The 25,876-nt window shown below is 63.9% G+C and carries 24 protein-coding genes, 3 tRNA genes and 1 riboswitch; of the genes, 14 read left to right on the top strand and 13 right to left on the bottom strand.

Features of this window, described 5'->3' with window-relative positions; translation table 11 throughout:
- The first annotated feature begins 262 nt into the window (after positions 1–262).
- Both ssuD and ACUTQY_RS03510 read left to right on the top strand, forming a co-directional pair.
- On the top strand, positions 263–1,435 hold the full coding sequence (gene ssuD, locus ACUTQY_RS03515) for an FMNH2-dependent alkanesulfonate monooxygenase (protein WP_033643695.1): 1,173 nt from the start codon (positions 263–265) through the stop codon (positions 1,433–1,435).
- Positions 1,435–2,814 carry an FAD/NAD(P)-binding protein gene (locus tag ACUTQY_RS03510; RefSeq protein ID WP_046687408.1) on the top strand — a complete coding sequence of 460 codons (1,380 nt, stop codon included), beginning with the start codon at positions 1,435–1,437 and terminating at the stop codon, positions 2,812–2,814. The genes ssuD and ACUTQY_RS03510 overlap by 1 nt, the downstream gene beginning before the upstream one ends.
- 28 nt (positions 2,815–2,842) lie before the next feature.
- On the opposite strand, the gene ACUTQY_RS03505 is transcribed toward ACUTQY_RS03510, so the two are convergent.
- Positions 2,843–3,478, bottom strand: a complete 636-nt coding sequence (locus ACUTQY_RS03505) for a flavodoxin family protein (RefSeq protein WP_046687407.1) — start codon at positions 3,476–3,478, stop codon at positions 2,843–2,845.
- Positions 3,479–3,593: 115 nt separating this feature from the next.
- On the opposite strand from ACUTQY_RS03505, the gene ACUTQY_RS03500 reads away from it, so the two are divergent.
- The 3 genes from ACUTQY_RS03500 to ACUTQY_RS03490 all read left to right on the top strand — a co-directional run bounded on the left by ACUTQY_RS03500 (position 3,594) and on the right by ACUTQY_RS03490 (position 5,571).
- On the top strand, positions 3,594–4,490 hold the full coding sequence (locus ACUTQY_RS03500; RefSeq protein ID WP_033643692.1) for a LysR substrate-binding domain-containing protein: 897 nt from the start codon (positions 3,594–3,596) through the stop codon (positions 4,488–4,490).
- A gap of 69 nt (positions 4,491–4,559) precedes the next feature.
- A complete protein-coding gene (locus ACUTQY_RS03495) occupies positions 4,560–5,147 on the top strand; it encodes a nitroreductase family protein (RefSeq protein ID WP_033643691.1) in 588 nt (195 codons plus the stop codon).
- Between the two features lie 130 nt (positions 5,148–5,277).
- Positions 5,278–5,571, top strand: a complete 294-nt coding sequence (locus ACUTQY_RS03490) for a DUF2623 family protein (RefSeq protein ID WP_033643690.1) — start codon at positions 5,278–5,280, stop codon at positions 5,569–5,571.
- Positions 5,572–5,583: 12 nt separating this feature from the next.
- On the opposite strand, the gene ACUTQY_RS03485 is transcribed toward ACUTQY_RS03490, so the two are convergent.
- The gene (locus ACUTQY_RS03485) at positions 5,584–6,153 is read right to left on the bottom strand and encodes a helix-turn-helix domain-containing protein (protein ID WP_033643689.1); all 570 of its coding nucleotides are present in this window, start codon (positions 6,151–6,153) and stop codon (positions 5,584–5,586) included.
- A gap of 38 nt (positions 6,154–6,191) precedes the next feature.
- Here ACUTQY_RS03485 and ACUTQY_RS03480 point away from each other — a divergent pair, with 38 nt between their 5' ends.
- A complete protein-coding gene (locus tag ACUTQY_RS03480; protein WP_046687406.1) occupies positions 6,192–6,710 on the top strand; it encodes a GNAT family N-acetyltransferase in 519 nt (172 codons plus the stop codon).
- A 17-nt stretch (positions 6,711–6,727) separates the two neighbouring features.
- Complete coding sequence (locus ACUTQY_RS03475; RefSeq protein ID WP_043143187.1) at positions 6,728–7,168, top strand: DMT family transporter; 441 nt, start codon at positions 6,728–6,730, stop codon at positions 7,166–7,168.
- Positions 7,169–7,225: 57 nt separating this feature from the next.
- Here the strand turns inward: ACUTQY_RS03475 and ACUTQY_RS03470 are convergent.
- Positions 7,226–7,301 (bottom strand) — tRNA-Asn (locus tag ACUTQY_RS03470).
- Positions 7,302–7,629: 328 nt separating this feature from the next.
- Here ACUTQY_RS03470 and nac point away from each other — a divergent pair.
- Positions 7,630–8,553 carry a nitrogen assimilation transcriptional regulator NAC gene (gene nac, locus ACUTQY_RS03465; RefSeq protein WP_046687405.1) on the top strand — a complete coding sequence of 308 codons (924 nt, stop codon included), beginning with the start codon at positions 7,630–7,632 and terminating at the stop codon, positions 8,551–8,553.
- A 36-nt stretch (positions 8,554–8,589) separates the two neighbouring features.
- On the opposite strand, the gene ACUTQY_RS03460 is transcribed toward nac, so the two are convergent.
- Entirely contained in the window at positions 8,590–10,053 is a 1,464-nt protein-coding gene (locus tag ACUTQY_RS03460) for an AMP nucleosidase (RefSeq protein ID WP_033643685.1), read from the bottom strand.
- Between the two features lie 139 nt (positions 10,054–10,192).
- Positions 10,193–12,496 carry a phosphatidylglycerol--membrane-oligosaccharide glycerophosphotransferase gene (gene opgB, locus ACUTQY_RS03455; RefSeq protein WP_046687404.1) on the bottom strand — a complete coding sequence of 768 codons (2,304 nt, stop codon included), beginning with the start codon at positions 12,494–12,496 and terminating at the stop codon, positions 10,193–10,195.
- Between the two features lie 285 nt (positions 12,497–12,781).
- Between opgB and ACUTQY_RS03450 the strand changes: the two genes are divergently transcribed.
- Positions 12,782–13,522: a transporter substrate-binding domain-containing protein gene (locus tag ACUTQY_RS03450; protein ID WP_046687403.1), complete on the top strand. Its 741-nt coding sequence runs from the start codon at positions 12,782–12,784 to the stop codon at positions 13,520–13,522.
- On the opposite strand, the gene ACUTQY_RS03445 is transcribed toward ACUTQY_RS03450, so the two are convergent.
- Genes ACUTQY_RS03445 through tenA form a run of 4 tightly spaced genes read right to left on the bottom strand, consistent with a single transcriptional unit; the run spans position 13,523 to position 16,678 of the window.
- A complete protein-coding gene (locus ACUTQY_RS03445) occupies positions 13,523–14,458 on the bottom strand; it encodes an ABC transporter substrate-binding protein (RefSeq protein WP_046687402.1) in 936 nt (311 codons plus the stop codon).
- Between the two features lie 35 nt (positions 14,459–14,493).
- The gene (locus ACUTQY_RS03440) at positions 14,494–15,261 is read right to left on the bottom strand and encodes an ABC transporter permease (RefSeq protein ID WP_046687401.1); all 768 of its coding nucleotides are present in this window, start codon (positions 15,259–15,261) and stop codon (positions 14,494–14,496) included.
- Complete coding sequence (locus tag ACUTQY_RS03435; protein ID WP_046687400.1) at positions 15,258–15,998, bottom strand: ABC transporter ATP-binding protein; 741 nt, start codon at positions 15,996–15,998, stop codon at positions 15,258–15,260. The genes ACUTQY_RS03440 and ACUTQY_RS03435 overlap by 4 nt, the downstream gene beginning before the upstream one ends.
- Positions 15,995–16,678 (bottom strand): thiaminase II, encoded by a 684-nt coding sequence (tenA, locus tag ACUTQY_RS03430; protein ID WP_046687399.1) that lies wholly within the window; start codon positions 16,676–16,678, stop codon positions 15,995–15,997. The genes ACUTQY_RS03435 and tenA overlap by 4 nt, the downstream gene beginning before the upstream one ends.
- Before the next feature lie 62 nt (positions 16,679–16,740).
- A riboswitch (TPP riboswitch) is annotated at positions 16,741–16,843 on the bottom strand.
- A gap of 149 nt (positions 16,844–16,992) precedes the next feature.
- On the opposite strand from tenA, the gene ACUTQY_RS03425 reads away from it, so the two are divergent.
- The 4 genes from ACUTQY_RS03425 (at position 16,993) to gap (ending at position 20,951) form a co-directional block, all read left to right on the top strand.
- Positions 16,993–18,015 (top strand): LLM class flavin-dependent oxidoreductase, encoded by a 1,023-nt coding sequence (locus ACUTQY_RS03425; protein ID WP_046687398.1) that lies wholly within the window; start codon positions 16,993–16,995, stop codon positions 18,013–18,015.
- A gap of 13 nt (positions 18,016–18,028) precedes the next feature.
- The gene (locus ACUTQY_RS03420; RefSeq protein WP_033643677.1) at positions 18,029–18,763 is read left to right on the top strand and encodes an SDR family NAD(P)-dependent oxidoreductase; all 735 of its coding nucleotides are present in this window, start codon (positions 18,029–18,031) and stop codon (positions 18,761–18,763) included.
- A 125-nt stretch (positions 18,764–18,888) separates the two neighbouring features.
- Positions 18,889–19,863: a GlxA family transcriptional regulator gene (locus ACUTQY_RS03415; protein ID WP_046688511.1), complete on the top strand. Its 975-nt coding sequence runs from the start codon at positions 18,889–18,891 to the stop codon at positions 19,861–19,863.
- A gap of 77 nt (positions 19,864–19,940) precedes the next feature.
- The gene (gene gap, locus ACUTQY_RS03410; protein ID WP_015378397.1) at positions 19,941–20,951 is read left to right on the top strand and encodes a type I glyceraldehyde-3-phosphate dehydrogenase; all 1,011 of its coding nucleotides are present in this window, start codon (positions 19,941–19,943) and stop codon (positions 20,949–20,951) included.
- A gap of 54 nt (positions 20,952–21,005) precedes the next feature.
- On the opposite strand, the gene ACUTQY_RS03405 is transcribed toward gap, so the two are convergent.
- Both ACUTQY_RS03405 and mtfA read right to left on the bottom strand, forming a co-directional pair.
- Positions 21,006–21,081 (bottom strand) — tRNA-Asn (locus ACUTQY_RS03405).
- Positions 21,082–21,180: 99 nt separating this feature from the next.
- Positions 21,181–21,981 carry a DgsA anti-repressor MtfA gene (gene mtfA, locus ACUTQY_RS03400; protein ID WP_046687397.1) on the bottom strand — a complete coding sequence of 267 codons (801 nt, stop codon included), beginning with the start codon at positions 21,979–21,981 and terminating at the stop codon, positions 21,181–21,183.
- Between the two features lie 92 nt (positions 21,982–22,073).
- Here mtfA and ACUTQY_RS03395 point away from each other — a divergent pair.
- Positions 22,074–22,163 (top strand) — tRNA-Ser (locus tag ACUTQY_RS03395).
- A 112-nt stretch (positions 22,164–22,275) separates the two neighbouring features.
- On the opposite strand, the gene ACUTQY_RS03390 is transcribed toward ACUTQY_RS03395, so the two are convergent.
- Positions 22,276–23,649, bottom strand: coding sequence for an MFS transporter (locus tag ACUTQY_RS03390; RefSeq protein ID WP_046687396.1), 1,374 nt, complete (start codon positions 23,647–23,649; stop codon positions 22,276–22,278).
- A 256-nt stretch (positions 23,650–23,905) separates the two neighbouring features.
- Positions 23,906–25,801 carry a bifunctional sugar phosphate isomerase/epimerase/4-hydroxyphenylpyruvate dioxygenase family protein gene (locus ACUTQY_RS03385; RefSeq protein ID WP_046687395.1) on the bottom strand — a complete coding sequence of 632 codons (1,896 nt, stop codon included), beginning with the start codon at positions 25,799–25,801 and terminating at the stop codon, positions 23,906–23,908.
- Positions 25,802–25,876: the final 75 nt, after the last annotated feature.

Here is a 25,876-nt window from a genome sequence, read left to right as displayed (position 1 = left end):
CGGCGAAGGGGGAAAAAATCTTATCCCAGCCCATGAGCGGCCGCGAGAGGGTAAAAGGCGCATGGTGCTGCATTGGCAACAGCTTTTTGCCGCCGCCTGCTGCCAATGCAGCAGCGCTCGGGCGGTAATGTCTTTTCAACGCATTGATATGTATTGCTTTTTAAAATCCGCCACTGTGGCATGCATCCTGCTTTTCGTTTTATAACCAAGCAAGATTTTTCTATCGATAAATATTGAGAATAGTTATATAGGAAAAGCATAAATGACTGAGTCAGCGAAAGAACGCATCAACGTTTTCTGGTTTCTGCCGACCCACGGCGATGGCCGCTATCTGGGCACGGCGCAGGGCGGGCGCCCGGTAGACCTGCCTTACTTGCAGCAGGTGGCGCTGGCCGCCGATAACCTTGGCTATTACGGCGTGCTGATCCCAACCGGTAAAAGCTGCGAGGATTCCTGGCTGGTGGCGGCGGCGCTGGCACCGATCACCCGTCGGTTGCGCTATCTGGTGGCGGTGCGCCCCGGCCTGCAGCCGCCGAGCCTGGCGGCGCGCATGGCCGCGACGCTGGACCGGTTGTCGGACGGGCGCCTGCTGATCAACGTGGTGACCGGCGGCGATCCGGTGGAAAACAAAGGGGATGGCATCTTCCTCAGCCATGCCGAACGCTACGAGGTGACACAGGAATTTCTCACGGTGTATCAACGGCTGCTGCAAGGGGAGAAGGTGGATTTCAGCGGTAAGCATATTCGCGTCGAAGGCGCCGAGTTGCTGTTCCCGCCGGTGCAGGAAAACGGCCCGCCGCTCTATTTCGGCGGCTCCTCGCCGGAAGCGATCGACATCGCCGCCGGGCAGATCGACACCTACCTGACCTGGGGCGAGCCGCTGGCTCAGGTGGCGGAAAAGCTGGCGGCGGTGCGCCAGCGCGCCGAGCGGCAGGGGCGTAAACTCAGCTACGGCATTCGCCTGCACGTTATCGTGCGCGAAACCGAAGACGAAGCCTGGGCGGCGGCTGAGCGCCTGATCGCGCATCTGGATGACGACACCATCGCGGCGGCGCAGCAGATTTTTGCGCGCATGGACTCCACCGGCCAGCGCCGCATGAGCGAGCTGCATGGCGGCTCGCGCGAGAGTCTGCGCATCGGCCCCAACCTGTGGGCCGGCGTCGGCCTGGTGCGCGGCGGCGCCGGCACCGCGTTGGTGGGCAATCCGCAGCAGGTGGCGGCGCGCATACGCGAGTATCAGGCGCTGGGCATCGACAATTTCATCCTTTCCGGCTATCCGCATCTGGAAGAGGCCCACCGCTTTGCCGAACTGGTGATGCCGCTGTTGCCGCTGGCGCAGCCGGCCCATCAGACGGCCCGCACGATCAATACCGGCCCGTTCGGCGAAACCATCGGCGGCGATCGTCGCCCCGGCCCGGTACAGCGGGAGGGCTGATGGCGAAGCGTGCCCATATTATCGTTATCGGCGGCGGTTTCACTGGCGCGGCGCTGGCGATCCAGCTGGCGCGCGGAGCGGTGGATGTCACGGTGATCGAACCGCGCGCGGCGCCGGGCTATGGCGTGGCCTACTCGACCACTGAACCGACCCACCGCATCAACGTCCCGGCCGATCGGATGCAGCTGGCGGATGAGCCGGCGGGGGATTTTGACCGCTGGTATCGCCTGGGCGGCGGATTGGTGGCCGATCCGCAGGCGTTGTGGCGCGACGGTAAAGCCTATCCGCAGCGCGGCGCCTTCGGCCGCTATGTCGAGGAACGTTTCCATCAGGCGGCGCAGTCGGGCCGGGCCCGCTTGCGGCACCTGCGCGATCGGGCGCTGCACCTGCAGCCGCAGGCGCAGGGCGCGACCGTCATCACCGCGGGCGGCGAACGGCTGTGGGGCGACTATGTGGTGTTGGCGACCAGCCATCCGCCGCCCGCGCTGCCGCGGCAGATCGCCCCGGAGCTGGCGCGCGATGCGCGTCTGATCGCCAATCCCTGGGCGGCGGAGGCGCTGGACGAAGTTGAACCCGGTGAGGCGTTGGCGATCGTCGGCACTGGGTTAACGATGGCCGATACGGTGGCGGCGTTGCACCGCCGCGGGCATCGCGGGCCGATTACCGCCTTCTCTCGTCACGGCCTGCTGCCGCGCCCCAATGCCGAAGGGGAGTACCCGACATGGTCGTTTGCCCCGCCCGCCGGACTGCGCGATGGGGTGCGGCAGGTGCGCCTTGAGGTGGCGCGCGCCGCTCGGCAACGGGTGCCGTGGCAGGCGGTGTTGGACGCGGTGCGCGCCCAGGGGCAGCGCCTGTGGCAAGCGTTGACGCCGACCGAACAGCAGCGCTTTCTGCGGCATTTGCGCGCCTATTGGGACGTGCATCGCTATCGCCTTGCGCCGCAGGTGAGCACGCTGCTGGCGGAGCAACAGACGGCGGGCACGCTGCAGGTATTGGCCGCTCGTTTGCGGCGGGCGGAGCGAACGCCGCAGGGCGTAAGGTTGACGATTCTGCCGCGCCAAGGCGCAGAGCGGGCGCTGCAGGCGCAGCGGCTGCTGATCACCACGGGCCCGGCCCATGCCGGCCTGATCGCCGCCAGCCCCTTGCTCCGTTCACTGGCGGAGCAGGGGGCGCTGCGCGCCGATCCGCTGGGGCTGGGGCTGTGGGTCAATGCCGACAGCCAGGCGATCGGCGGCGACGGCCTGGCCAACCCGCGCCTGCTGGTGGCCGGCCCGGCGGCGCGCGGCCGCTTCGGCGAACTGATGGGGCTGCCGCAGGTGGCGGAACACGCCGAAAGCGTCGCGCGTCATCTGCTGGCGGCGATCGCCGCCGGAGGGTGACAGCGCGGTTTGCCGGCAGGCTCAAGCGTCAGTCCGCCCACACCTGCGTGCTGCGCGGGCTGTCCATCTGATAATCCGAATAGGGGCGGGTGAAGAACTCGCGCCCCAACTCGCGGGCGGCCCGCAGCGGGTTGCGCGGATCGCGGGCGATCTCGCCGCGTTGGTTGCCGGCGCCGTGCACCAGCCCAACGAAGGCGGAATGGGTGTAGCGGCTGAACTCCTGGATCTGATGCACGATGCCCAGCGCCGCGCCGGGGTAGGTCTCTTCCGACGCCACCGCCAGCCCGATGCGCTTGCCGCTCATGCGTTGGTGCACGTCCGCCGCCTGAGGGTAGGCATTGGAATAGAAGCTGAACGAGCGATCGAAAAAGGCCTTGGTTTGCGCCGACATGCCGTACCAGTAAATCGGCGTGCAAAATACCGCGCCGTTGGCCGGCAGAAAGTGCTCCAGGAACAGCTCGGCGTAGCGATCGGCCGGCGGCGGCGTATGGCGTTCATCGCTCAGAAAACCGCTCAGGTAATCGTCGAGAAAATGCAGGCTGGCGACGGTGCCGGCTTCGGCGGCGCCCGCCATGATCGCCTGTGCCAGCGTGGCGCTGTTGCCGTCGCGGCGCGGGCTGCCGACCAGCACCGCCAAACGCTTGGGTTGATGAGTTGCATTCATGTCATATTCCTCTGTGTGAAATGAATTCAGCCTTACTCTAGAAACAAACCCCGGCGGGCGACAAATGACGGCTTTTCTGCCAGGATGAATTCAACTCACCTGGAGAGGCTTCGCCATGTTCGCCACGCTGCCCGTCAACGCATTACGCACCTTCGAATCCGCCGCTCGCCTGCGCAGCTTCAAGCTGGCGGCGGCCGAACTGGCGGTGACGCCGACGGCGATATCACACCAGATCAAAGCGCTGGAGCAGCAGTTGGGGTTTGCGCTGTTCGAGCGGGTGCCGCGCGGCGTGCGGCTGACACCGAAGGGGGAAACGCTGTTTGCCGGGGTGCACGGCGCGCTGCTGGACGTCGCCGCCACGCTCGAAGGCCTGCGGCCGCAGCCCAGCGCAGGATCGCTGTGCGTTTCGGTGACGCACTCGTTCGCGGCGCTGTGGCTGGTGCCGCGCCTGGGGCGCTTCTATCAGGCGTATCCGCACTATCTGGTGCGCCTGGAGGCCTGCGCCGAGGTGATCGATCTGCAGCAAGACGCCAGCGTGGACGTGGCGGTGCGCTACAGCCGCGCGCACTATCCCGCGCTGCATCAGGCGGCGCGGCTGGAGGAAAGCTTTGGCGTCTACGCCGCGCCGGGGCTGGCCGCCGCCGAGCCGGAAAATCCGGTGCTGATCACCGTCAAGTGGGGGGATTCGGCGCTATACGACAGCGGCTGGCATGACTGGTGCCGGGCCGCCGGGGTCGATTGGTGGCGACGCCATGCGGCGATGCGCAGCTATCACGAGGAGCATTACGCCCTGCAGGCGGCGGTGGCCGGGCAAGGGTGGGTGCTCGCCAGCTCGGTGATGGTGTCCGAGATGGTGGACAACGGCCTGCTGGCGGCGTACCGGCCGGAGGTGCGCGTACCGGGCGCCGCATACAGCGTACTGTGCGCGCCGGGGCGCGAGCGGCATCCGCCGGTCAGGGCGTTTCTGGCCTGGCTGCAGCAGGAATTGCCGCAGGACAATGGCACGAAATAAAAGTTTTACCGTCCTAAGCTGTGGGAATATCAGCGAACTTTTGTTTTTACTTCACTGCGAGAACCTATCATGAGCCAGCCAAGAATCTCCGATTACCCGATTGATGCGCAATTTATCGAGCGCTGGTCGCCGCGCGCGATGACCAACGACGCCATCGACGATCAAACGCTGCTGAGCTTCTTTGAAGCGGCGCGCTGGTCGCCTTCGGCCTACAACATTCAGCCGTGGCGCTTTGCCTACAGCAAGCACGGCTCCGACAGCTGGGAGAACTACCTGGAGTTCCTGATCGATTTCAACCGCGGCTGGGCGCAACACGCTTCGGCGCTGGTGGTGATCGTCTCCAAAACCACCAGCCTGAACGGCGAGCGGCTGGTGGACAACCCGACCCACGCGTTCGACACCGGCGCCGCCTGGGCCAACCTGGCGCATCAGGCGCACCTGAAAGGCTGGCTGACCCACTGCATGAGCGGCATTCACCACGACAAGATTAAGGCGGCGCTGCAGCTGCCGGACGACTATGCGGTGCACGCCATGGTGGCGATCGGCAAACCGGGCGACAAATCCCGCCTGCCGGATTTCCTGCAGGAGAAAGAAGCGCCGTCGGGCCGCCTGCCGCTGGGCAACACCGTCAGCGAAGGGCTGAATTTCACGCTGTGATCGCGCCTTCTCGCCGAGGCCCGCTTGGCGGGCCTTTTTTATGCGGCGAGTAAAACTTTGGGAGTATGTTCGCGTTCGCCCATTCGCTGTATATTTTGTTATATAGCGATTGCGTGATAAGGAGGAACCGATGGGGGATCATTTTGGCAAAGGGCTGTTGGCGGGATTAAAAGCGGACAACCTGAAACCGGAGGCGGAGCTGTCGCGCTTTTGCTCCGACTACAAGCGCGGTTTCGTGCTCGGCTATGCGCACCATTTGGCGCAGCGCTGCGGCGACGAGAACCGGGCGGCGTTCGAGGCCGGGCAGCTCAGCCGCGCCTATGGGCTTGGCAGCGAGCCGATGAGCGAGTTCTTCTCCGGCGGCGACAGCCGGTTGGCGGAGAAGTTTTTCCGCGCCGGCTATAACCGCCCGGCGCAGGGTTAGGACAGACGGCCGTCAGGCGGCGCTCAGCACCGCCACCATATACACGCACGGTTGGTCGCTCTGATTTTCAAATCGGCAGTCCGCCGGCGGGCCGAGCTCAAGGCAGTCTCCCTCGGCCATCTCATGGCGCGCGTCACCCTCGATAAAGACCAGTGCGCCGGATAAGACCCAGATCAGCTGACGTTTGAAGGCGTACACCGAAGCCGGCATCGGGATCGCCGCGCCGGCCGGCAGTTCGATGCGCACCAGATCGAGCGGCAAATCGGTGCGGGGCGACACGTGGCGCCGCACGTAACCGCTCTCGGGATCGACCCAGACCGGTTGATCTTCCCGGCGCAGCAGCCGGCCTTCCTGCGTTTCCGCTCGGGCGATCAGCTTGGACATGCTGAGGCCGAACGCGCCCGCCAGTCTGCCCAACAGCATCGCCGTCGGGCTGCTCTCGCCGCGCTCGATCTTATGAACCATCGCCCGTGAGACGCCCGCCCGTTCGGCCAAATCGGACAGCGACCAGTGGCGCGCTTCGCGTTCAATGCGAATGCGTGCGCCGATCAGCTGATTTAGATTGTCTAATTTAATATTCATATCGTAGTATTATAGTGGACAATTGGCCGGGGTAAACCATGATTATACGAAATGCGACGTTCAACGATAGCGCGGCGATTGCCGCTATCTATAACGACGCGGTGTTGAACAGCACCGCCATCTGGAATGAACAAACCGTGGATGCGGCCAACCGCGCGGCGTGGATCGGCGAACGGCAGGCGGCGGGTTACCCGGTGCTGGTGGCGGTGAACGCCGAGGACGAGGCGATCGGCTACGCGTCGTTCGGCGACTGGCGCGCCTGGGACGGTTATCGCCACACCGTGGAACATTCGGTGTATGTCCATCAGGCGCATCGCGGCGCCGGGATTGGCAAGGCGCTGCTGCTGGCGCTGATCGCACGGGCGCGGGAAATCGGCAAACATGTGATGGTGGCCGGCATCGAATCCAGCAATCAGGCCTCGATTAAGCTGCATCTGGCGCTGGGATTCCGCGACGTGGGGCGCATGGAACAGGTGGGCGCCAAATTCGGCCAATGGTTGGATCTGACGTTCCTGCAACTGAGGCTCGACGAACGGGCGATGCCGCCCGCGCGCTGATCCCGGGAGACAGGGCGATGAATATGCTGTTACTGCTGATCGCGGCCGGGATGGGGCTAGTGGTGCAGAATTTGCTGATGGTGCGCATCACCGAAAGCGTCTCGACCATCCTCATTACGCTGGTGATCAACTCCAGCGTCGGTTTGCTGCTGCTGGTGGGGTTGCTGCTGGCCAAAAATGGCCTCGGCGCGGTGGCGGAAGTGACCGGTGCCGCCAGGTGGTGGATGCTGCTGCCGGGGCTGCTGGGATCGCTGTTCGTGTTTGCCGGTATCCTGGGCTACCAAAAACTGGGCGCGGCGGCCACCATCTCGATCCTGGTCGCCAGCCAGCTGTGCATGGGGCTGCTGGTGGACGTCTACCGCGCCGGCCCGGCGGCGCTGCGTGAGAATCTGCCGGCGCTGTTCGGCGCCTTGTTGCTGGTGGCGGGCGCCTATCTGGTGGCGAAACGCAGCTTTTGACGGCGGCTGAAAGGCAAAAAGCCCGCTCGGGTTTCCCTGAGCGGGCTTCTCTAAATTTGGCTCCTCTGACTGGACTCGAACCAGTGACATACGGATTAACAGTCCGCCGTTCTACCGACTGAACTACAGAGGAATCGTTGGAACGGGGCGAATAATAGCGGGGCGGTTGCGGCTTGTAAAGCGCGAAAACGCCCGGCGCGCGCGTTTGCTGCAAGATTACCCAACCTGCTGCTTTTTCTCGCTTTTATCGCTTACCTCACGCGCAGCGCCGCCGGATTGCCCGCTGAGGCGGCGCCGTTGCCTGCCGGTGGTGCAACGCGTGCCCTGCGTTGTGGCGCGCCTCGCCCGATAAACGGCCATTTGCCGCCGTTTTTGGCCTTTTGACGACTCTGGCCTGGATCTTGCTGCGGTTGCATGACCGGATTTCGGCATTCTCAATTTAGCGGCTCGCTGGAGGCACTATGAATCTCAGACGTCTGAAGTACTTCGTGAAAATCGTCGATGTCGGCAGCCTGACCCAGGCGGCGGAGGTGTTGCATATCGCCCAGCCGGCGCTCAGCCAGCAGTTGGCGACGCTGGAGGGGGAGCTGAAGCAACAGCTGCTGATCCGCACCAAGCGCGGGGTGCAGCCGACCGAGGCCGGCAACATTCTGTATGCCCACGCGCAAACCATTTTGCGCCAGTGCGAGCAGGCGCAGAGCGCGGTCAACAGCGCCGGGCAGGCGATGAGCGGCCAGGTGTCTCTCGGGTTGGCGTCGGGGAGCACCGCAGCGCAGCTGGCGCTGCCGCTGCTGCAAACCCTGCGCGATCAGCAGCCAGGCATTTTGCTCAGCCTGCATGAAAACAGCGGCGCGGCGCTGGCCGGACAGGTGGCCAACCAGACGCTGGACATGGCGATGGTCTACGGCGCCAAAATGCCCGCCGGTCTGCACACCGTCGCGCTGATGCGAGAGGATCTCTATCTGGTGGCGACGCGCGCGGTGCCGCATCCCGGCAACAGCGTCGAGCTGCTGGACGTGGCGCGGCTGAACCTGTTCCTGCCGCGCGAGGGGGATGCGGTGCGCAACCAACTGGAGGAGGCGATGGCGCTGCGCAAGCTGGCTGTCAACGTGGTGGGGGAGATCGAATCCTCGGGCGCGCTGAGCGCTGCGATCGCCGGCGGGTTGGGGGCGACCGTATTGCCGGAGTCGGTGGCGCGCGCGATGATCGGCCCGGCCAAGGCCTGGATGGCGCGCATCAATGCGCCGACGATGTCGGTGCCGCTGGCGCTGTGCATGTCGGGCCAACAGGCGCTGTCCGCCCCGGCGCTGCTGGTCAAAGACCTGCTGCTGTCGATCGCCGGCGGCCGCAGCCAGGAGAAGCGCGCGCTGGCGCTGGTGCGTTGAGGAAAAAACGGCCCGTTGCCGCGGGCCTGAGAACCGTTACCGGAACGGCGGTTCGTTGAAGGTGCGCAGCTTGCGCGAGTGCAGGCGATCGCCCTCGGCGCGCAGCAGATCGATGGCGCAGATGCCAATCTGCAGGTGCTCGGAGATCGCCCCTTCGTAGAAGCGGTTGGCCTGGCCCGGCAGTTTTATTTCGCCGTGCAGTGGTTTGTCGGAGACGCACAGCAGCGTGCCGTACGGCACCCGGAAGCGGTAACCCTGGGCGGCGATGGTGGCGCTCTCCATATCGACCGCCACCGCGCGGCTGAGGTTGAAGCGCCGCGCCGAAGCGGAGTAACGCAGCTCCCAGTTGCGATCGTCGGTGGTGACCACGGTGCCGGTGCGCAAACGCTGTTTGACTTCTTCACCGGGCATGCCGCTGACCATCTTGGTGGCGTCGTACAGGGCGCGCTGCACCTCGGCGATGCTCGGGATCGGGATATCCGGCGGCAGCACCGCATCCAGCACGTGATCGTCGCGCAGATAGGCGTGGGCCAGCACGTAATCGCCGATCTTCTGGCTTTCGCGCAGGCCGCCGCAGTGGCCGATCATCAGCCAGGCGCTCGGGCGCAGCACCGCCAGGTGATCGCAGATGGTTTTGGCGTTGGACGGGCCGACGCCGATGTTGATCAGCGTGATGCCCTGGCCGGTGCGCGAGATCAGGTGATAGGCCGGCATCTGGTGGTTTTTCCACGCCAGATCGGACACCGCCTGTTCGGGCGCGCTGGTTTCCGGCGTGATGTAGGTACCGCCGGCGCTGGAGAGCGCGATGTACGGGCTGGCCGGATCGGCGATCTGCGCGCAGGCCCAGCGCACGAACTCGTCCACATAGCGGGTGTAGTTGGTGAACAGCACGAACGGCTGGAAATGCTCCACCGGGGTGCCGGTGTAGTGCCGCAGACGCGCCAGCGAGAAATCCGCGCGCAGCGCATCGAAATGCGACAGCGGGAAATGGTTGTCGGTGGTGTGGTACAGGCCGTCGGCGGTCTCGTCACCGATCTGCGCCAGCTCGGTGGTGGGGAAATGCTGCGCGATACCGGCGCTCATTGAGCGATCGAGCGCCAGGCTGGAGCCGTCGATCACATAAGGGAACGGGATCTCCTGCTGCGACGGCGCCACTTCGATATGGGCGGCGTAGTCGTGTTCCAGCATCGCCAGCTGTTCGGCCAGATAGTGGCGGAACAGCTGCGGCCGGGTCACGGTGGTGCTGTAGCTGCCGGGATGGGTAAAGCGGCCGAAGGCGCGGGTTTTGTTCGGGCCGGACTGCTGCCCGTCCCAGCTGACGCGCAGCTCGGGATACACGAACAGCCCGGCGGCGCGCGCCTGCGGGTCCGGCAGGGTGCCGTGGCTGATAAAGTCACTGACCGCCTGACGCAGCGCGTCTACCGCGGCGTCATACAAGGCTTCCAGTTGATCGAGTGCCTGATCGGCGCTGAGGCCGCTGCGAGGTGGGGCATAGCTCATACTTTCTCCTTCGATGTCCCGGCTCTGGGGCGGGATTGGCGGCGTTTCACCGTCACAGGTTAGCCGAAGCAGGGCGTAAAAGCTTGGTCGAAATGACGGGCGCGGCAAAGAAATTACCGCGCCCGTGAAGGCGGGGGGATCAGGAGGCGGGAGCGGCCGCTTCGACCTTCAGCGATACCAGGCCGATGCCCAGCTTCTTCGGCGTGAAGCCGCCGCTGGCGCTCTCTTTCGGCTCGGTCGGTGCCGGCGGGGTAATGCTGATCTTCTGCGCGCCGCGCGGGTTGTCGAAACGCAGGGTGACGGTGCTGTCCTGCTCGCCGAGCGACACGAAGCGCTCTTCGTCGCCGACGCGCACCGAAATCGGTTCGCCGACGTTGTTGCCGTAGGCGCGGGCGCGCAGCACCAGATCGAAGGTTTTCGGCAGCGGATCGACATAATCGATGTCGACCGCCGGCGCCAGGTTGGCGTCGGACCAGCGGCCCCACTCCTCGACGGCGGAGACGCCGGTAATGGCTTTCACCTGTTCCGGCATGCCGGGCAGCATGAACTCGATGGCGTCCGCCCGGTACTTCATCGCCGCGTCGTCCACCTGCAGGCGGGCGACGGCGTTTTGGTAATCGGCGACGCTGTCCGCCGCCGGGCCGGTAAAGTTCACCTTGCCGCGGAAGCGCTCGCCGCTGGCCTGCACGATCTGCGGCGGCGAGGCCAGGGTGCCGGAGGCCACGCAGATGTCGGTGCTCAGCGCCAGCTGCGGCGCCCAGACCCGGCCGATCTCGTAGCATTTATCGACCCAGACGAATTTCTCCCCCGCCCCCAGCCCGGCCAGCTGCTTGCGCAGCGGGGTGGAGAGGTAGACGTTGAACATCGGTTCGATGCGGTTGTCGCCCACCCGCAGGATGAACGGCACCTTGTAGGTGACGCCGGAGAAGCTGAAGCTGCGCTGGCGCGTGTCCACGCTGTAGTCGCTGATGCGGTTCGGCAGGCCCCACTGATTGATCACCGCCGGTTTCCAGCCGTTGATTTTCTCTTCGATATTCAGGAACACCGTAGACAGCGACGGCGCCGACAGGCTGCTGCGGCCGAGGCCGATATAGTTGTCACCGCCCATCACGTCCAGCACCGTGGCGCCGTTATCCAGCGTGCTGCGTTTCTCGTTGCGCTGCTCCGCCTGCGGCCGGGTGCCGTCGATGATAAAGAACAGGTTGCGGCGCTTCTGTTTGGTCAGGATGTCGTAGGCGGTGTTGTTCATCGCCAGATGATCGGAGGACACCACGATCACGGTGTTGCTGAAATAGGGCGAGCGTTTGATTTTGTCGATCAGCGCGGCGATGTGTTGCTGGCTGCAGGCCACCGCGCTCAGCGAGCGGTTTTCCTTGTTCTGCCAGGCGTAGCTTTTCTTGCTGCAGCCGGCGGAGATAAAACCGTCCGGGTGATGGGTATCGACGGTCAGGGTAAACAGCGAGAACGGCTGGCGCTGTTTGGACAGCTCGACGAACTTGCCGTACACCACGTCCAGCACGCTGTCGTCGTACCAGCCCCAGTCGTTTTTGTAGCTCGGATCGGCGACCTGTTCGCGCAGCTCTTTGAAACCGTAAACGTGGTCGAAGCCGTGGGATTTCAGGAAGGTGTCTTTGCCGGCGAACGCCAGCTCGGCGCCCTGATAGAAAGAGTTGCTGTAGCCGGCGGCCTTCAGCACGTCGCCCAGGCAGACGTTCTCCGGGTAGAAGGTGGAGACCGCGCTGGAGGCGTTGCCGTCGAAGGGCGCGAACAGCGGAATGCCGCACTGTGAGGCGACCATGCCGGCGATGGTGTAACCGGTGCCCGGCAGCTGCTGGGTGTTGCTGAAATCGATGCTGTCTGCGCGCAGGGCGTTCAGCTCGTCGGCCAGGCCGGGAAACAGCTCGGTATCGAAGTAGGTGCGCTCCAGGCTCTCGGCATAGATGTACACCAGGTTCGGCCGCTTGCCCTGCACGGTCTTTTTCGGCGCCTTGTAGTAGGTGGTGAAATCGGCGGTATCGCCGACGATCTGGCTCTTGACCAGCAGCGAGATGTCCTGAAACGCCGGGGTGGTGCCGACCGAGAACAGCGCCAGCAGCACGGCGACGAGGCTGTAGGCCACGCTGCTGCCTTTGGCCTTGCGGCGCAGCAGGCTGCGGGCCAGCACCGCGAAGATAAGCCCCAGCGCCGCCAGCAGGCCGATGAACGGCAGCACGTATTTGCTGATGCCCGCGCCTTTGAGGCTGCTGGTGACGGTGTAGATCACCGCATCGGTGATGCCGTCGCCGGTGAAGTAGTTGCTGGCGATCAGAATGACGTTCAGCACCAGATAGCTGCCGAGCAGCGTCAGCAGAATGGCGAACCACCAGCGGTTGGCGGCGGCCCGGGTGCGATAAATCAAGATCGACGCCAAAAAAAGAACAAACGAAACGACTGCGAGAACCATCCGCCAAACCTTGTCTGATTGGAAAAAAACGTTGCTGCCCTGGTCTGCGCCGCCGACCGTGCCGCGGCGCGAAAAGTGAAGGGTATAGCCTATTGTCGGCGGCGGAACAACGCGCGATGTCCCGCTCCGGCCGACGGTCGGCGGCTATTGTACATTTTTATGACAATAGTGTGACGTTAATCACGTCGGCGGCGGCCGCGGCGGCGAAATCTTGCTGGTCGGAGGTTTCGCTCTACGCTTAATGAGCGCCACGACGGCGCGTCCATCAGCCATTCAGGAGGAAGTATGCAGACGATTTCCGCAGCGGTACTCGACGATCTGGCCCCGCAAGGCGTGTTGCGCGCGGCGATCAATCTCGGCAATCCGGTGCTGGCGCAGGCCGGGCCCGGCGGTAAACCGCAAGGCGCTTCGGTGGAGCTGGCCGCCGCGCTGGCTCGCGAACTGGACGTGGCGCTGGAGCTGGTGACCTATGACGCGGCCGGCAAGGTGTTCGCCGACCTGGACAGCGGCGCCTGGAATCTGGCGTTTATGGCCATCGAGCCGGTGCGCGCGGCGCAAATCGCCTTCAGCGAACCCTACGTGATCATTGAGGGGACTTACCTGGTGGCGAACGACGCGCCTTACTTTGAGGTGGCGCAGCTCGACAGGCCGGAGGTGCGCATCGCGGTCGGCCAGGGCGCCGCGTACGATCTGTTTTTGTCGCGCACGCTGCAGCAGGCGCAGCTGGTGCGAGCGGCTACTTCCGCCGAGGCGATCGCGCTGTTTTTCGAACGCGGGCTGGAGGCGGCGGCCGGCGTGCGTCAACCGCTGCTGGCCGCCGCGGCCGCCCATCCCGGCTACCGGGTGCTGGATGGGCATTTCACCGCCATTCGCCAGGCGATGGCGGTGCCGAGGCAAAAAGCGCAGGGCGCCGCCTACGTGAACGCGTTTATCGAACGCTGCAAGGCCAACGGGCTGGTGAAGGCGGCCTTGCAGCGCAGCGGCCAGGGCGAGGTGACGGTGGCGCCGCCGGCCGCCTCGGCGTGATCAGTCGAGCTCCACCGCATACTGGTCTACCGGGGTGATTTTCTTGATCAGCTTGTTGTCGAACAGGAACTGTTCGTAAGCCTCATAGCGGGCCCGATCCAACTTGGCTGGATCGCGCGCGAACAGCGGCAGGCTGGCTTGCCACGCCTGTTTGTTCAGCTCGGTATTCAGCTCCGGGTGCGCCTTGGCGAACGCCAGCCAGGTGTCCTGCGGGTGCGCATGCAGGTAGTCGCTGCCTTGCTTCAGCGCGGCGAGGAACTTGCGGATTTTCGGCTCGTTCACCGCATCGCGGTTGGCGACGATGATCAGCTCGTCGTAGGCCGGCACGCCGTAGTCTTCGACGTTGAACACCACCGGCTTTTTGCCCTGCAGCTTCAGCTCCAGCGCTTCGATATTGCGGTAGCCGCCGATCACCGCATCGACCTGGCCCGCCAGCAGGGCGCTGGTCAGCTGGAAGTTGACGTTGATGAGCTTGATGTCCTGCGGCTTGAGGTGCTCGTGCTCGACCATGGTGGCCAGCGTCGCCTGTTCGATGCCGCTGACCGAGTAGCCCACCGTTTTGCCCTTGAGATCCGCCGGCGACGTGATGCTTTTATCCAGCGCGATCACCGTATTCAACGGCGTGTTGATCAGCGTGCCGACGCGCATCAGCGGCAGGCCCTGATCGGCGAAGAAATGCAGCTGCGGCTGATAGGTGATGGCGAGGTCGGCCTGTTTGGCGGCCACCAGCCGCGGCGGCAGCGCCGGATCGGACGGCGGCACGATCTTGACGTCCAGCCCTGCGGCCTTGAAGGCGCCGATCTGCTCGGCCACCATAATCGGCGCGTGATCGGGGTTGATGTACCAGTCGAGCACCAGCGTCAGCTTGTCGGCCGCGCCGGCCTGGCCGGTGAGGGCGGCGCCGAGCAGCAGCCCGCAAACGGTTTGTTTGATCATGGTCGTTCCTTTATCCCTGGTTATGGTTGCAATCATCAGTCGTTTTCCGGCGCCCAGGCGATCAGGCGCCGCAGCAGCGCATCCACCGCGGCCCACAGCAGCACGGTCATCAGCACCAAAATAAACAGCGCGGTGAAGCAGACGTCGGTCTGCATGCGCGCGTTGGCGTTCAGCATCACGTAGCCCAGCCCCTCGGCCGAGCCGACCCATTCGCCGATGATGGCGCCGATCGGCGCGACGGCGGCGGCCATGCGCAGGCCGGAGCCGAAGGCCGGCAGCGCCGCCATCACCCGCACGTGCCGCAGCTGCGCCCAGCGCGAAGCGCGCATCGTGCGCGCCAGATCGAGATAGTCGTTGTTGACCCGGCGCAGCCCGTCGAAAAAGGCCGACACCACCGGGAAGAAGATCACCAGCACCGCCATCGCCACTTTGGCGCTCATGCCGAAGCCGAACCACAGCACCAGCAATGGGGCCAGGGCGAACACCGGTATCGCCTGGCTGGTGACCACCAGTGGCATCAGCCAGCGCTGCAGGCGCGGCGAGAAGATCATGCACAGCGCCAGCGCCGCGCCGAGCAGCACGCCGAGCGCGAGACCGCTGACGATCTCCGAAGCCGTGACCAGCGTGTGCCAGGCGAGATAGCCGCGTCCGTCCCACAGCGCCTGCGCCACCGCGCCCGGCGTGGGCAGCAGAAAGGCCGGAATGCCGCTTTGCGCCGCCAGCCACCACAGCAGCAGCAGGCCGATGAAGACCGTCAACCCACGCCGCAGACGGGTGAAGCCGCGCTCTTTGGCGATATTCATTGCGCTGCCCTCACCATTTGCAGCAGCAGCTCGGCCTGGCTTTTCAGCAGGTCGGCGTCATCCGGCGCGCGCGGCGGTTGCCCGCGGATGCGGTGGGTATCGTCGAGGCCCAGCGGCCAGGGCGACAGCACCAGCAGCCGGTGGCTCAGGCGGCAAGCCTCCATCGGGTCGTGAGTGATCAGCAGCACGGTATTTTGCGCCAGCAGCTCGGCGGCCAGGCTCTGGATCTCGGCGCGGGTAATGGCGTCCAGCGCGGAAAAGGGTTCGTCCATCAGCACGATTGGCTGGCGTTCGTAGAGCGTGCGGGCGATGGCGGCGCGCTGGCGCATGCCGCCGGACAGCGCGGCGGGCAGGCTGCGGCTATGCGCGGCCAGGCCTACGCGCTCGAGCAGATGCGCTGTCCATGCCCGATCCGGCGCTTCGCCGCGCAGCCGCGAGCCGAGGGCGACATTGTCTTCGACGCTCAGCCACGGGTAGAGCAGGTCTTTTTGCCCCATGTAGGCGATGCGCCCGGCGATCGGCAGGCCGTCGCTGCCGCTCACCGTACCCGAGCTGGCCTGCGCCAGCCCGGCGATGATCTTCAGCAGGCTGGTTTTGCCGGCGCCGCTGGCGCCGAGCAGGGAGACGAAGCTGCCGCCGGCGATGTCGAAGCTCAGCCGCTCAAAGATCGTCTGTTGACCGAAGCGCAGAGTGAGATCCCGCACCTGGATGCCGGGCGGGAGGCGCGGGGAGATCATGAGGCGTTCAGCCCCATTTGCCAAAATGCCGCTTCCAGCTGAGTGGCGGTGGTGAAAATCTGCGTCAGCTCGGTAAAGCGGCTTTGTGCGCCGCGCTGGTGGCCGACGGTTTCCAGCAGTTCGATGGCGGCGCGCACGCCGGCCAGATAGCCCTCGTCGCCGTAGTTGCGGATCCAGGAGGCGTAAGGATTGCCCTCCATTTGGGTGGCGGGATCGTGCAGCAGCCGCAGGCCGATTTCGGCATAACCGGCCACGCAGGGCAGCAGGCCGGCCAGCAGATCGAGGGCGTCGCCGGCATGGCCGATGTCCAGCACGTAGCGGGTGTAGTTCATGGTTTCCGCCGCCTCCGGTTGGGCGGCGATCTGCGCTTCGCTCAGCCCCCATTCGGCGCAGTAGGCCACGTGCAGCGGCAGCTCGGCGACGATGCCGTTGAGCGAGGCGGTGGCGGCGCGCATTTCCGGCAAGGTGCGCAGCTTGCTGACCAGCAGCGCGTAGGCGCGGGCGAAGTGCAGCAGGAACAGGTAGTCTTGGGTCAGGTAACGGCGAAAAGCGCGTTCAGGCAAGGTGCCGGCGGCCAACTGCTGCAGAAACGGGTGTTCGACGTAATTTTGCCAGTGGCTGCCGGCCTGTTGGCGCAGCCGGCCGTAAAGACCGCTTTCGAACAGGGTGGTGATGGACATGGGACCTCCTTGAGTCAGTGGAGATCCGGGCACGCTGAGGTATGAACAGACAACGGGTGATCGCGCGGTTGCCTAACCGTCCCTTCGCTGGCATGACCCAGATCAGGTTCAAAGGGTTCGGCTTGCGCCATCTCAGCCCGTAACAGGACACCCCTCGGAGCTGCCTGTTATACGACATTTGTTTTTTGATTACAATCGCCGGGCGGCGCGGCGGCAATCGGTTCGTTTAGTGCGATCGGGGGCGATTTTGCTGGCGCAAAGCGCGCGGTTTTTGTCACTGTAGGCCCATGTTTTGCCTCTGAGGATGATGCCCGATGAAAAAAATTGGTTTTCTCTCGTTTGGCCACTGGTCGCCTTCCGCCCAGTCCGGCACCCGTTCCGCGGCGGATGCGCTGCTGCAGTCCATCGATCTGGCGGTCGCCGCCGAAGATCTGGGGGCGGACGGCGCCTATTTTCGCGTACACCACTTTGCACGCCAGCTGGGGTCGCCGTTCCCGCTGCTGGCCGCCATCGGCGCCAAAACCCAACGCATCGAGATCGGCACCGGCGTGATCGACATGCGTTATGAAAATCCGCTGTACATGGTGGAAGACGCCGGCGCGGCGGATCTGATCGCCGGCGGGCGGCTGCAGCTCGGCATCAGCCGCGGCTCGCCGGAGCAGGTGATCGACGGCTGGCGCTATTTCGGCTATGCCCCGGCCGATGGCGAGACCGATGCGGACATGGCCCGCCGCCATACCGAAGTGTTCCTGGAAGCGCTGCGCGGCGAAGGGTTCGCCGAGCCCAATCCACAGCCGATGTTCCCGAATCCGCCTGGGCTGCTGCGGCCGGAGCCGTTTTCCGCCGGGCTGCGCGACCGCATCTGGTGGGGCGCCGGCTCGAACGCCACCGCCGTCTGGGCGGCGAAGCTGGGCATGAACCTGCAAAGCTCGACGCTCAAGAACGACGAAACCGGCGAACCCTTTCATATCCAGCAGGCCAAGCAGATCCGCGCCTATCGCGCGGCCTGGCAAGAGGCGGGCCATGCGCGCGAGCCGCGGGTTTCCGTCAGCCGCAGCATCTTCGCGCTGGTGGATCAGCGGGATCGCAACTACTTCGGCGGCAGCGGTAAGGAAGGCGACCAACTGGGGTATATCGATGCGCAAACCCGGGCGATCTTTGGCCGCAGTTACGCCGCAGAACCTGACGCGCTGATCGAACAGCTGGCGCAGGACGAGGCCATCGCCGAAGCGGATACGTTGCTGCTGACCGTGCCTAATCAGCTGGGCGTGGATTACAATGCGCACGTCATCGAATCGATTTTAACCCATGTCGCGCCGGCGCTCGGCTGGCGCTAAACGGAGGAGTGGCATGTCACGCATTTTCATTACCGGTTCGGTCGATGGGCTGGGCCGCGCCGCCGCGCAAACGCTGTTGGACGAAGGGCATCAGGTGATTCTGCATGCGCGCGCACCCGGCCGTCTGGACGCGGTGCGCGATCTGCTGGATCGCGGTGCACAGGCGGCGATCGGCGATTTGTCCGATGTGCAGCAGACTCGGCAGCTTGCCGAGCAGGTCAATCGCCTCGGCCGTCCGGACGCGGTGATCCACAATGCCGGCATGTTCACCGGGCCGCAGGTGATGCCGGTGAACGTCATAGCGCCCTACCTGCTGACGGCCCTGATCGAACGTCCCAAGCGAATCGTCTACCTGAGCAGCAGTATGCACTTTGACGGCGTGGCGGAGCTGAACGGCGTAGACTGGCTTGGCGGCGCCGCAGGTTCTTATTCGGACAGCAAGCTGTTCGTCACCACGCTGGCCGCCGCCGTGGCGCGCCTGTGGCCCGACGTCATCAGCAGCGCGGTCGATCCCGGCTGGGTGCCGACCAAAATGGGCGGCGCGGACGCGCCCGACGATCTGGCGCTGGGGCATGTGACGCAGGCATGGCTGGTGAGCAGCGATGAACCGCAGGCCCTGGCCTCCGGCGGCTATTGGCATCATCAGCAGCGCTTCGAGCCTCACGCGGCGGTACACGACGAGGCGTTTCAAACGGCGCTGCTGGCGCAATTGGCGCGCGCCGGCGGGGTGAGCTTGCCGCAGGTTTAAATGGCTATTCCTTCTAGGCCCGTCGGGTTGCCGGCGGGCTTTTTTATGCCTGCAGGGTGAACCGACGGCGCTTTTCTTATACAGTGGCTTCCTGACCTGTTTTGACCGTTCTCTCTATTATCGCCATGCACACATTCCTGATTATCGTCCCTGAAGGGGGCATGCTGTTCGAAGCGGCGGGCATCGCCGATATCCTGATGCAGGCTAATCGCCTGAGTGCCGCCGAGACGCCGCTGTATCAGATCGCGGTCGCCACCACGCAGTCTCATCGGGTGGTGCACGGCCTGTCCGGGCTGAGCCTGTTGGCCGACCATCGCCTGGCGGATCTCGATCCGCGCCTGCCGCGCGATACCGTGATCGTCGCCGGCAAAGGGGCGAGCGAAGAAGAGGGCGCCCTGGTGGCGGCTTGGCTGCGCCGCGCGGCGCCGCAGACGCGCCGTATCGCCTCCGTTTGCGGCGGCGCACTGTTGCTGGCCGAAGCCGGGTTGCTGGACGGACGGCGGGCGACCACCCACTGGCGACTGGCGGAAACGCTGCAGGCGCGTTTCCCGCAGGTGCAGGTCGAAAACGGCCCGATCTACGTGCAGGACGGGCCGATTTGGACCTCCGGCGGCGTCAGCTCCGGCTTCGACCTGACGCTGGCGCTGGTGGAGGACGACTACGGCTTCGTGCAGGCGCGTGAAGTGGCGCAGGATCTGGTGATGTTTCTGCGCCGCCCCGGCGGGCAGGCGCAGTTCAGCCGCTACCCGCTCAACCAGGCCAAATCGCCGGGCCCGATCCGCGACCTGCAGTCCTGGATCCTGGAGAATCTCGCCGACGATCTCAGCGTTGAACGGTTGGCCGAACGCGTGGCGATGAGCCCGCGCAACTTTACCCGCGTGTTCACCCGCGAGACGGGCATTTCTCCCGCCAAATTCGTCGAAGAAGGGCGGTTGCATACCGCCAGACAGCGCCTGGAGCAGAGTGCGCAAGGCATCGAACAGATCGCCCTGGCCACCGGCTTTGGCAACGGCCTTAACCTGCGGCGGGTGTTTGAGCGAAAACTGCAGCTGACCCCGAGCGAATACCGCGAACGCTTTCATGCGCGCAATTTGGCGTAAATTGATCGGTAAACGTCATTTACGCCGCTTCGAGGCAGAGCTAGAGTTGAGGCAAAGCCCAAAACGAGGAGTGCATCATGGTGAGAGTAGGCATTAATGGATTTGGCAGGATCGGACGCAACGTGCTGCGCGCGGCGCTGGGGCGCAGCGATTTTGAAGTGGTGGCGATCAACGATCTGACGGACAGCAAAACGCTGGCGCACCTGCTGAAATACGACACGCTTTCCGGCACGCTGGCGGCCAGGGTGGAAGCCGGCGACAACCAGCTGCTGCTGGACGGCCGGCCGATTCAGGTGTTTTCGCAGCGCGATCCCGCCGAGATCCCCTGGAGCAGCGTGGGCGTTGACGTGGTGATCGAAGCGACGGGCTTCTTTACCGATAAAGCCAAGGCGGAAGTGCACATCACGCACGGCGGCGCCAAGCGGGTGATTATCTCGGCGCCGGCCAAGAACGACGACATCACCATCGTCATGGGGGTTAACGACCAGCTCTACGATCCGGCGCTGCATAAGGTGGTCAGCAACGGCAGCTGCACCACCAACGGGCTGGCGCCCGCCGCGCAGGTGCTGCATCAGGCGTTCGGCATCGAATACGGGCTGATGAACACCACTCACGCCTATACCAACAGCCAGGCGCTGCACGATCAGCCGGAAAAAGATCTGCGTGGCGCGCGGGCGGCGGCGGAGTCTATCGTGCCTTACTCCAGCGGTGCGGCCAAGGCGCTCGGCAAGGTGATCCCCGAACTGGACGGCCGCCTGACCGGTTATTCACTGCGGGTGCCGGTGCCGGTGGTTTCCATTGTCGATCTGACGGTGACGCTGAAACGCCCGGCGACGGTGGAGGAGATCAACGCCGCTTTCCGCGCGGCGGCGGCGTCCGGCCCGCTGAAAGGGATCCTGGGGTACAGCGATGAACCGCTGGTGTCGAGCGACTATCGCGGCGATGCGCGTTCGTCGATCATCGACGGCCTGTCCACGCTGGTGATCGGCGGCAACCTGGTGAAAGTGCTCGCCTGGTATGACAACGAATGGGGCTTCTCCAACCGCTTGGTCGATCTGGCGCTGCTGATGGAACAACGCGGGCTGTAAACGCCCAACAGCAAAAAGCCCGCTTAAGTTTCCTTAAGCGGACTTCTCTAAATATGGCTCCTCTGACTGGACTCGAACCAGTGACATACGGATTAACAGTCCGCCGTTCTACCGACTGAACTACAGAGGAATCGTGTGAACGGGGCGCATCATATCCAGCGGCTCCGGGTGTGTCAACGCTAAATTGCCCCAGGCGGTGCGACTGCTCGGTATCTGAGCAATAAGCTCGTCAATCAGCCCATTGCGCGTCGTTTTCCGCCTGGTCTCGCAGCAGGCGCGCCAGCGGATCCTGGCGGTAGAAGCGGCAAAAGTGCTGATACAGCGCCGGGAAGCGTTCGGCCAGCAGTTCGGGAGCGCTGAAGAAATACTCCGACAGCACGGCGAAGCACTCGGCCGCATCGGTGGCGGCGTAGGCATCCATGCTGGCGGCCTCTTCGCCGACCATGTCGATCTCGTCCTGCAGGCTTTCCATCGCGGCGTGCAGATCATGTTCCCAGGCGGCCACCTCGCGCAGCGGGATCGGCGGCACGCCGGTGGCGACGCCGCCGTTGCGCATATCCAGTTTGTGTACCGCTTCGTGGATCACCAGATTAAAACCGGAAAGGTCGAAAGAGTCCTGCACGTCTTGCCAGTTGAGCACGATCGGCCCCTGTTCCCAGCTTTGGCCGGACTGCACCACCGGCCCCGAGTGCACCAGGCCGATCTCGTCCTGCCATTCGTCTTCCACCACGAATGGGGTGGGGTAGAGCAGAATTTCGTTGAAGCCGTCGAGGCACTCCGCGCCCAGCTCCAGCACCGGCAAGGCGAACAGCAGGGCGATGCGCGCCTGCATCTGCGAGGTGAGCTGCAGCCCCTGCAGCGGCACGATGCGCTTTTGCTGCAAAATCTGCCCGGCAACGGCCACCAGCCGCTGCTGCTCCTGCTCATTCAGCGGCGAGAGCAGCGGGATCGCCAGCGCGTCCCGCCACTGTGCCTGGGTATCCGCCTCGGGGTGAGAAGGTTGAGTCGCTTTCCACGGCCATTTAATCATCAGGTTGCTCGTAAAGTCGTCACTTGAACGTTCAGCGGTATGCTAATGCTGTAAAAATGCCGTAAAAGCGGGCATGATAGCAAGCGTTGTCAGGAGAGATGCCGGAGCGGCTGAACGGACCAGTCTCGAAAACTGGAGTAGGGGCAACTCTACCGGGGGTTCAAATCCCCCTCTCTCCGCCATTATTCAATCACTTACGAAAAAATCTTTCAACGATCCCCATCACAGTTAAAGCGCCCCGGCCCTGCAGGCCGACACGCCTTCCCCTTTGTTCTCGATTATTTCCCGACGCAATCAAACATCATTCGAACGCGCATCCAGATAGGCGGCATATTGATGCTCTGTCGCTTGACGCGCCTGATGACGCCGCTTGGCGACGATCATCGCCACCGTCAGCAGGGCGGGCAGCGCCAGGACGGCGAAAATGGTGCTGAAGCTCCAACCGAGCGCTAGCATTTCAGCCCCGGCCAGCGCGCTTAAGATAGCGCCCAAACGGCCGATGCCGTGCATCCAGCTGGAGCCGGTGGCTCGCGCTTCGGTGGGGTAAAAGCTGGCCGACAACGCGTTCATGCCGGTGTTGGCGCCCCCGATGCAGAACCCGATGGCCATCGCGCAGCCGCCCATCAGGAGGGGGTAACCCATCGCCATCCCCATCAGCAGAGTGAACAGCGCCCCCAACCCATAAATCGACGCCAACGCGCGATGCGGTTCGGATCTGTCCATCAACCACCCGGAAAATAGCGACCCTAATGTCCCGCCCGCCTGAAACAGCGCGGTGATGACCGCCGCTTGCGCGATGTTGAAACCGCTGTCTTTAATCAGCAGCGGCAGCCAACTGCCTAAGGTGTAGTACAGAAACAGCGCGCTAAAATACGCGCCCCACAGCATTAAACTGCCGAAGCGGTACCGTGCGCTCACCACCAGTTTAACCGGATGAGTGCAGACCTGGCCCGGCGGGGGCAGAACGACGGTAGAATGTCGAAAATCGCGATCGGGCGCCAGTTTCGCCAGAATGCGCTGAATGCCGCCCTGATCTGCCCGTTTCGCCACCAGGAAACACACCGATTCGGGTAACGCCGCCATCAGCACGGGCGCGAACAGCAGGGGCAAGATCCCGCCGAGCAGCAGCACGGCATGCCAGCCGAAGCGCGGCATCAGCCAGGACGCGGCGAATCCGCCCAAGGCGGCGCCAAAGGTGAAGCCGCAGAAAACCACGGTAATCAAGAAAGCGCGGCGTCGGGCGGGCGCGAACTCCGCCACCAGGGTGCCGACATTCGGCATGGCGGCGCCGAGCCCCAATCCGGTGAGCAGGCGAAATAACATCATCTGCTCCATATTTTGAGAAAACGCCGTCACCAGCGTCCAAACGCCAAAAAAGAACACGCTGTTGATGATGACGACTTTGCGGCCGAATCTGTCTGACAATGGCCCGGATAGCATCGCGCCCAGCGACAGGCCAATCAGCGCCGCGCTGATCACCAGCCCCAGTTCGCGGTTAGTGATTTGCCAATCCGCCTTAAGCTCTGGCGCAATAAATCCCATGATAACGATATCGAATCCATCCAGAGCAATGATGCAAAAGCCGAGCAGCACGATCATCTTTTGCCATTTGCCTAACGGGCGGTCGTCGATCAGCGCCCGAACATTGATTGCGTTGTTTCCCGACATGGAGGTGCCCCCGGTGCAGTAGTTGAGTGTCATCACTATAAGCAGCCCCTGGGCGGACGTTAAACGGCGATAATCGAAAAAATGTGCGTTTATCGGACAATTGAGCCGGCGGTGAATGACGAGGCAGTGTTAACTTTATGTTATGAAAAGGGATTGCCGTGAGAATGGCGGCGCCGGAGGCCACTGAGAGTGTGAGCGCGATCATTAACCTTTTCAGTAAGATGGAAGAACAGGCGGGCCTTGATGGCCCGCGCGATTAACGCATGGCGGTGAGCCGAACCGGGGCGTTGGCGGCCCCAAAGCCGCGGTAGCCGCCTCGGCGCTCCAGAAGTTCGAAGAAGAAGCGGCCTTTTTCATAGGGCACGGTGTAGACATGCAGCAATTCTCCGCCCTGATCGTCTCGATCGTAGAGCACATTGCCCGCTTGCAGCTGTGAGAGGAAAGCGGGGTCCAGATCGAAACGCGCTCTGAGATCGTGATAGTAGTTATCGGGAATACGCAGCGTTTTTAATCCGCGCGCCTGCGCCGCTTTCACCATGCTGAACAGATCCTCGCAGCCAAAGGCGACGTGCTGCAAGCCTGCGCCCTGATAGGCGGTTAGCGCCTGGGCAATTTGCGTTTCCCGGCTCACCGACATATTCAGCGGCAGCCGGATGGCGTCGTTGGGGCTGCGCAGGACGCGGCTGCGAACCAAACCCAGCGGATCGGGCAATTCCCACTCGTTGTCCTGCACAAAACCCGGCACGCTGCGCAGGAACATGATCCAGTTGCCGCTCGATTCATCCGCCAGCGCAATCGCCAGGTGATCGATGCTCTGCAGCGCGGGCGGCGGCGCGCTGCGATGCGTCAGATGAAAATCGGCGTGATAAATATCGTTCTTGGGATCTTCGTCCGCTTCCACCAGATAAATCAGGCTGCCGTCCGGTGCGCACAGCGCGGGGATTTGCCGCTCGTTGGGGCCGGTTTCTCCTTGCCAGATGGCGTACCCGTAGTCTTGCGCCCGTTGCAGTAAACGCGCTACGCCGCGCACCCGCCACGCCACGGCGCACAGGGAAATGCCGTGCAGGTGATAATAGCCGCTGGCTTGGCTTTCCGGCTGGGCATTCAGAATGACATTCACTTTGCCGTTGCGATAGAGGGCGACGCTTTTGGAGCGGTGCTCGCCGGCGTGAACCAATCCCAGTTGCGTCAGCCATTGGCCCATCGCCAGCCCGTCGTTGTGCGAGACGGCAAATTCGATAAACTCCAGCGCCAGCAAGGGCGGATGCGGCTGCGAATGAAATAAGGAACGTTCCATGAGCGAGGCCATGGCGTTGGGCAGCAGAGGCTGTTTGGCCAACCAGTCATAGGTTTGCTCCTCCAGCCACAACAACGATCGGAAACCGTCCTGGGCCGTGGGGAGTACCGGCGAGGCGCGGAAACCATCGTTAAATATCTCCAGCGACCAGGTGCCGCGATAGCCATGCGCGGAAAGTTGGGTCATGAACTGGGTCAGATTCAGCTCCCCCTGGCCGGGGAAGCAGCGGAAATGGCGACTCCAGGCGAGCACATCCATCTTCAACAGCGGGGCGTCCGCCAGTTGGACAAACACGATTTTTTCGGGCGGCACGTCCTCGAGGCCATCGAGGTTATCGCCGCGCGACAGGATATGAAAACTATCGAGAATGATCCCCAACGCCGGATGATCTACGGCCTTCACGCGCGCCCAGGCGTCGCGCCACATATTCACGTGACGTCCCCAGGCCAGCGCTTCATAACCGACAGTAATATCATACTCGGCGGCCAACTTCGCCAACGCGCGCAAATCGCTCACTTGCGTGGCCATGTCTTCGCTGCTGTCGGGCGAGACATTGCTGCAGAGCAGCATGCGAGAACAGCCCAGTTGCTGCATGACTTCGAACTTGCGCGCCGCGCGTGAAAGGTTCTGCGCCAGCGTTTCGCGCGGGCCTCCTTCGAAGTCCCGAAACGGTTGGAACAGTAAAATTTCCAGGCCCAGTTCGGCGCACAATTCACGGATTTCCGCCGGTGAGCCGGGGTAGTAGACCAGATCGTTATCGAAAATTTCGACGCCATCAAAGCCTGCGGCGGCGATAGCCCGCAGTTTTTCCGGCAGCGAACCCGATACCGAGACCGTCGCGATAGAACGTTTCATCATTGCCTCCAGTTAAGCGGTCATGGATGACCTGAAAGCGACCATTCAGCAGCGAGGCGGACCACCGACGGGAAT

It is taken from the genome of Serratia sp. TSA_130.1 (assembly GCF_052691795.1).
The sequence above is the reverse complement of the archived record's forward strand: the minus strand, read 5'-3'. Positions and strand labels throughout refer to the sequence as shown.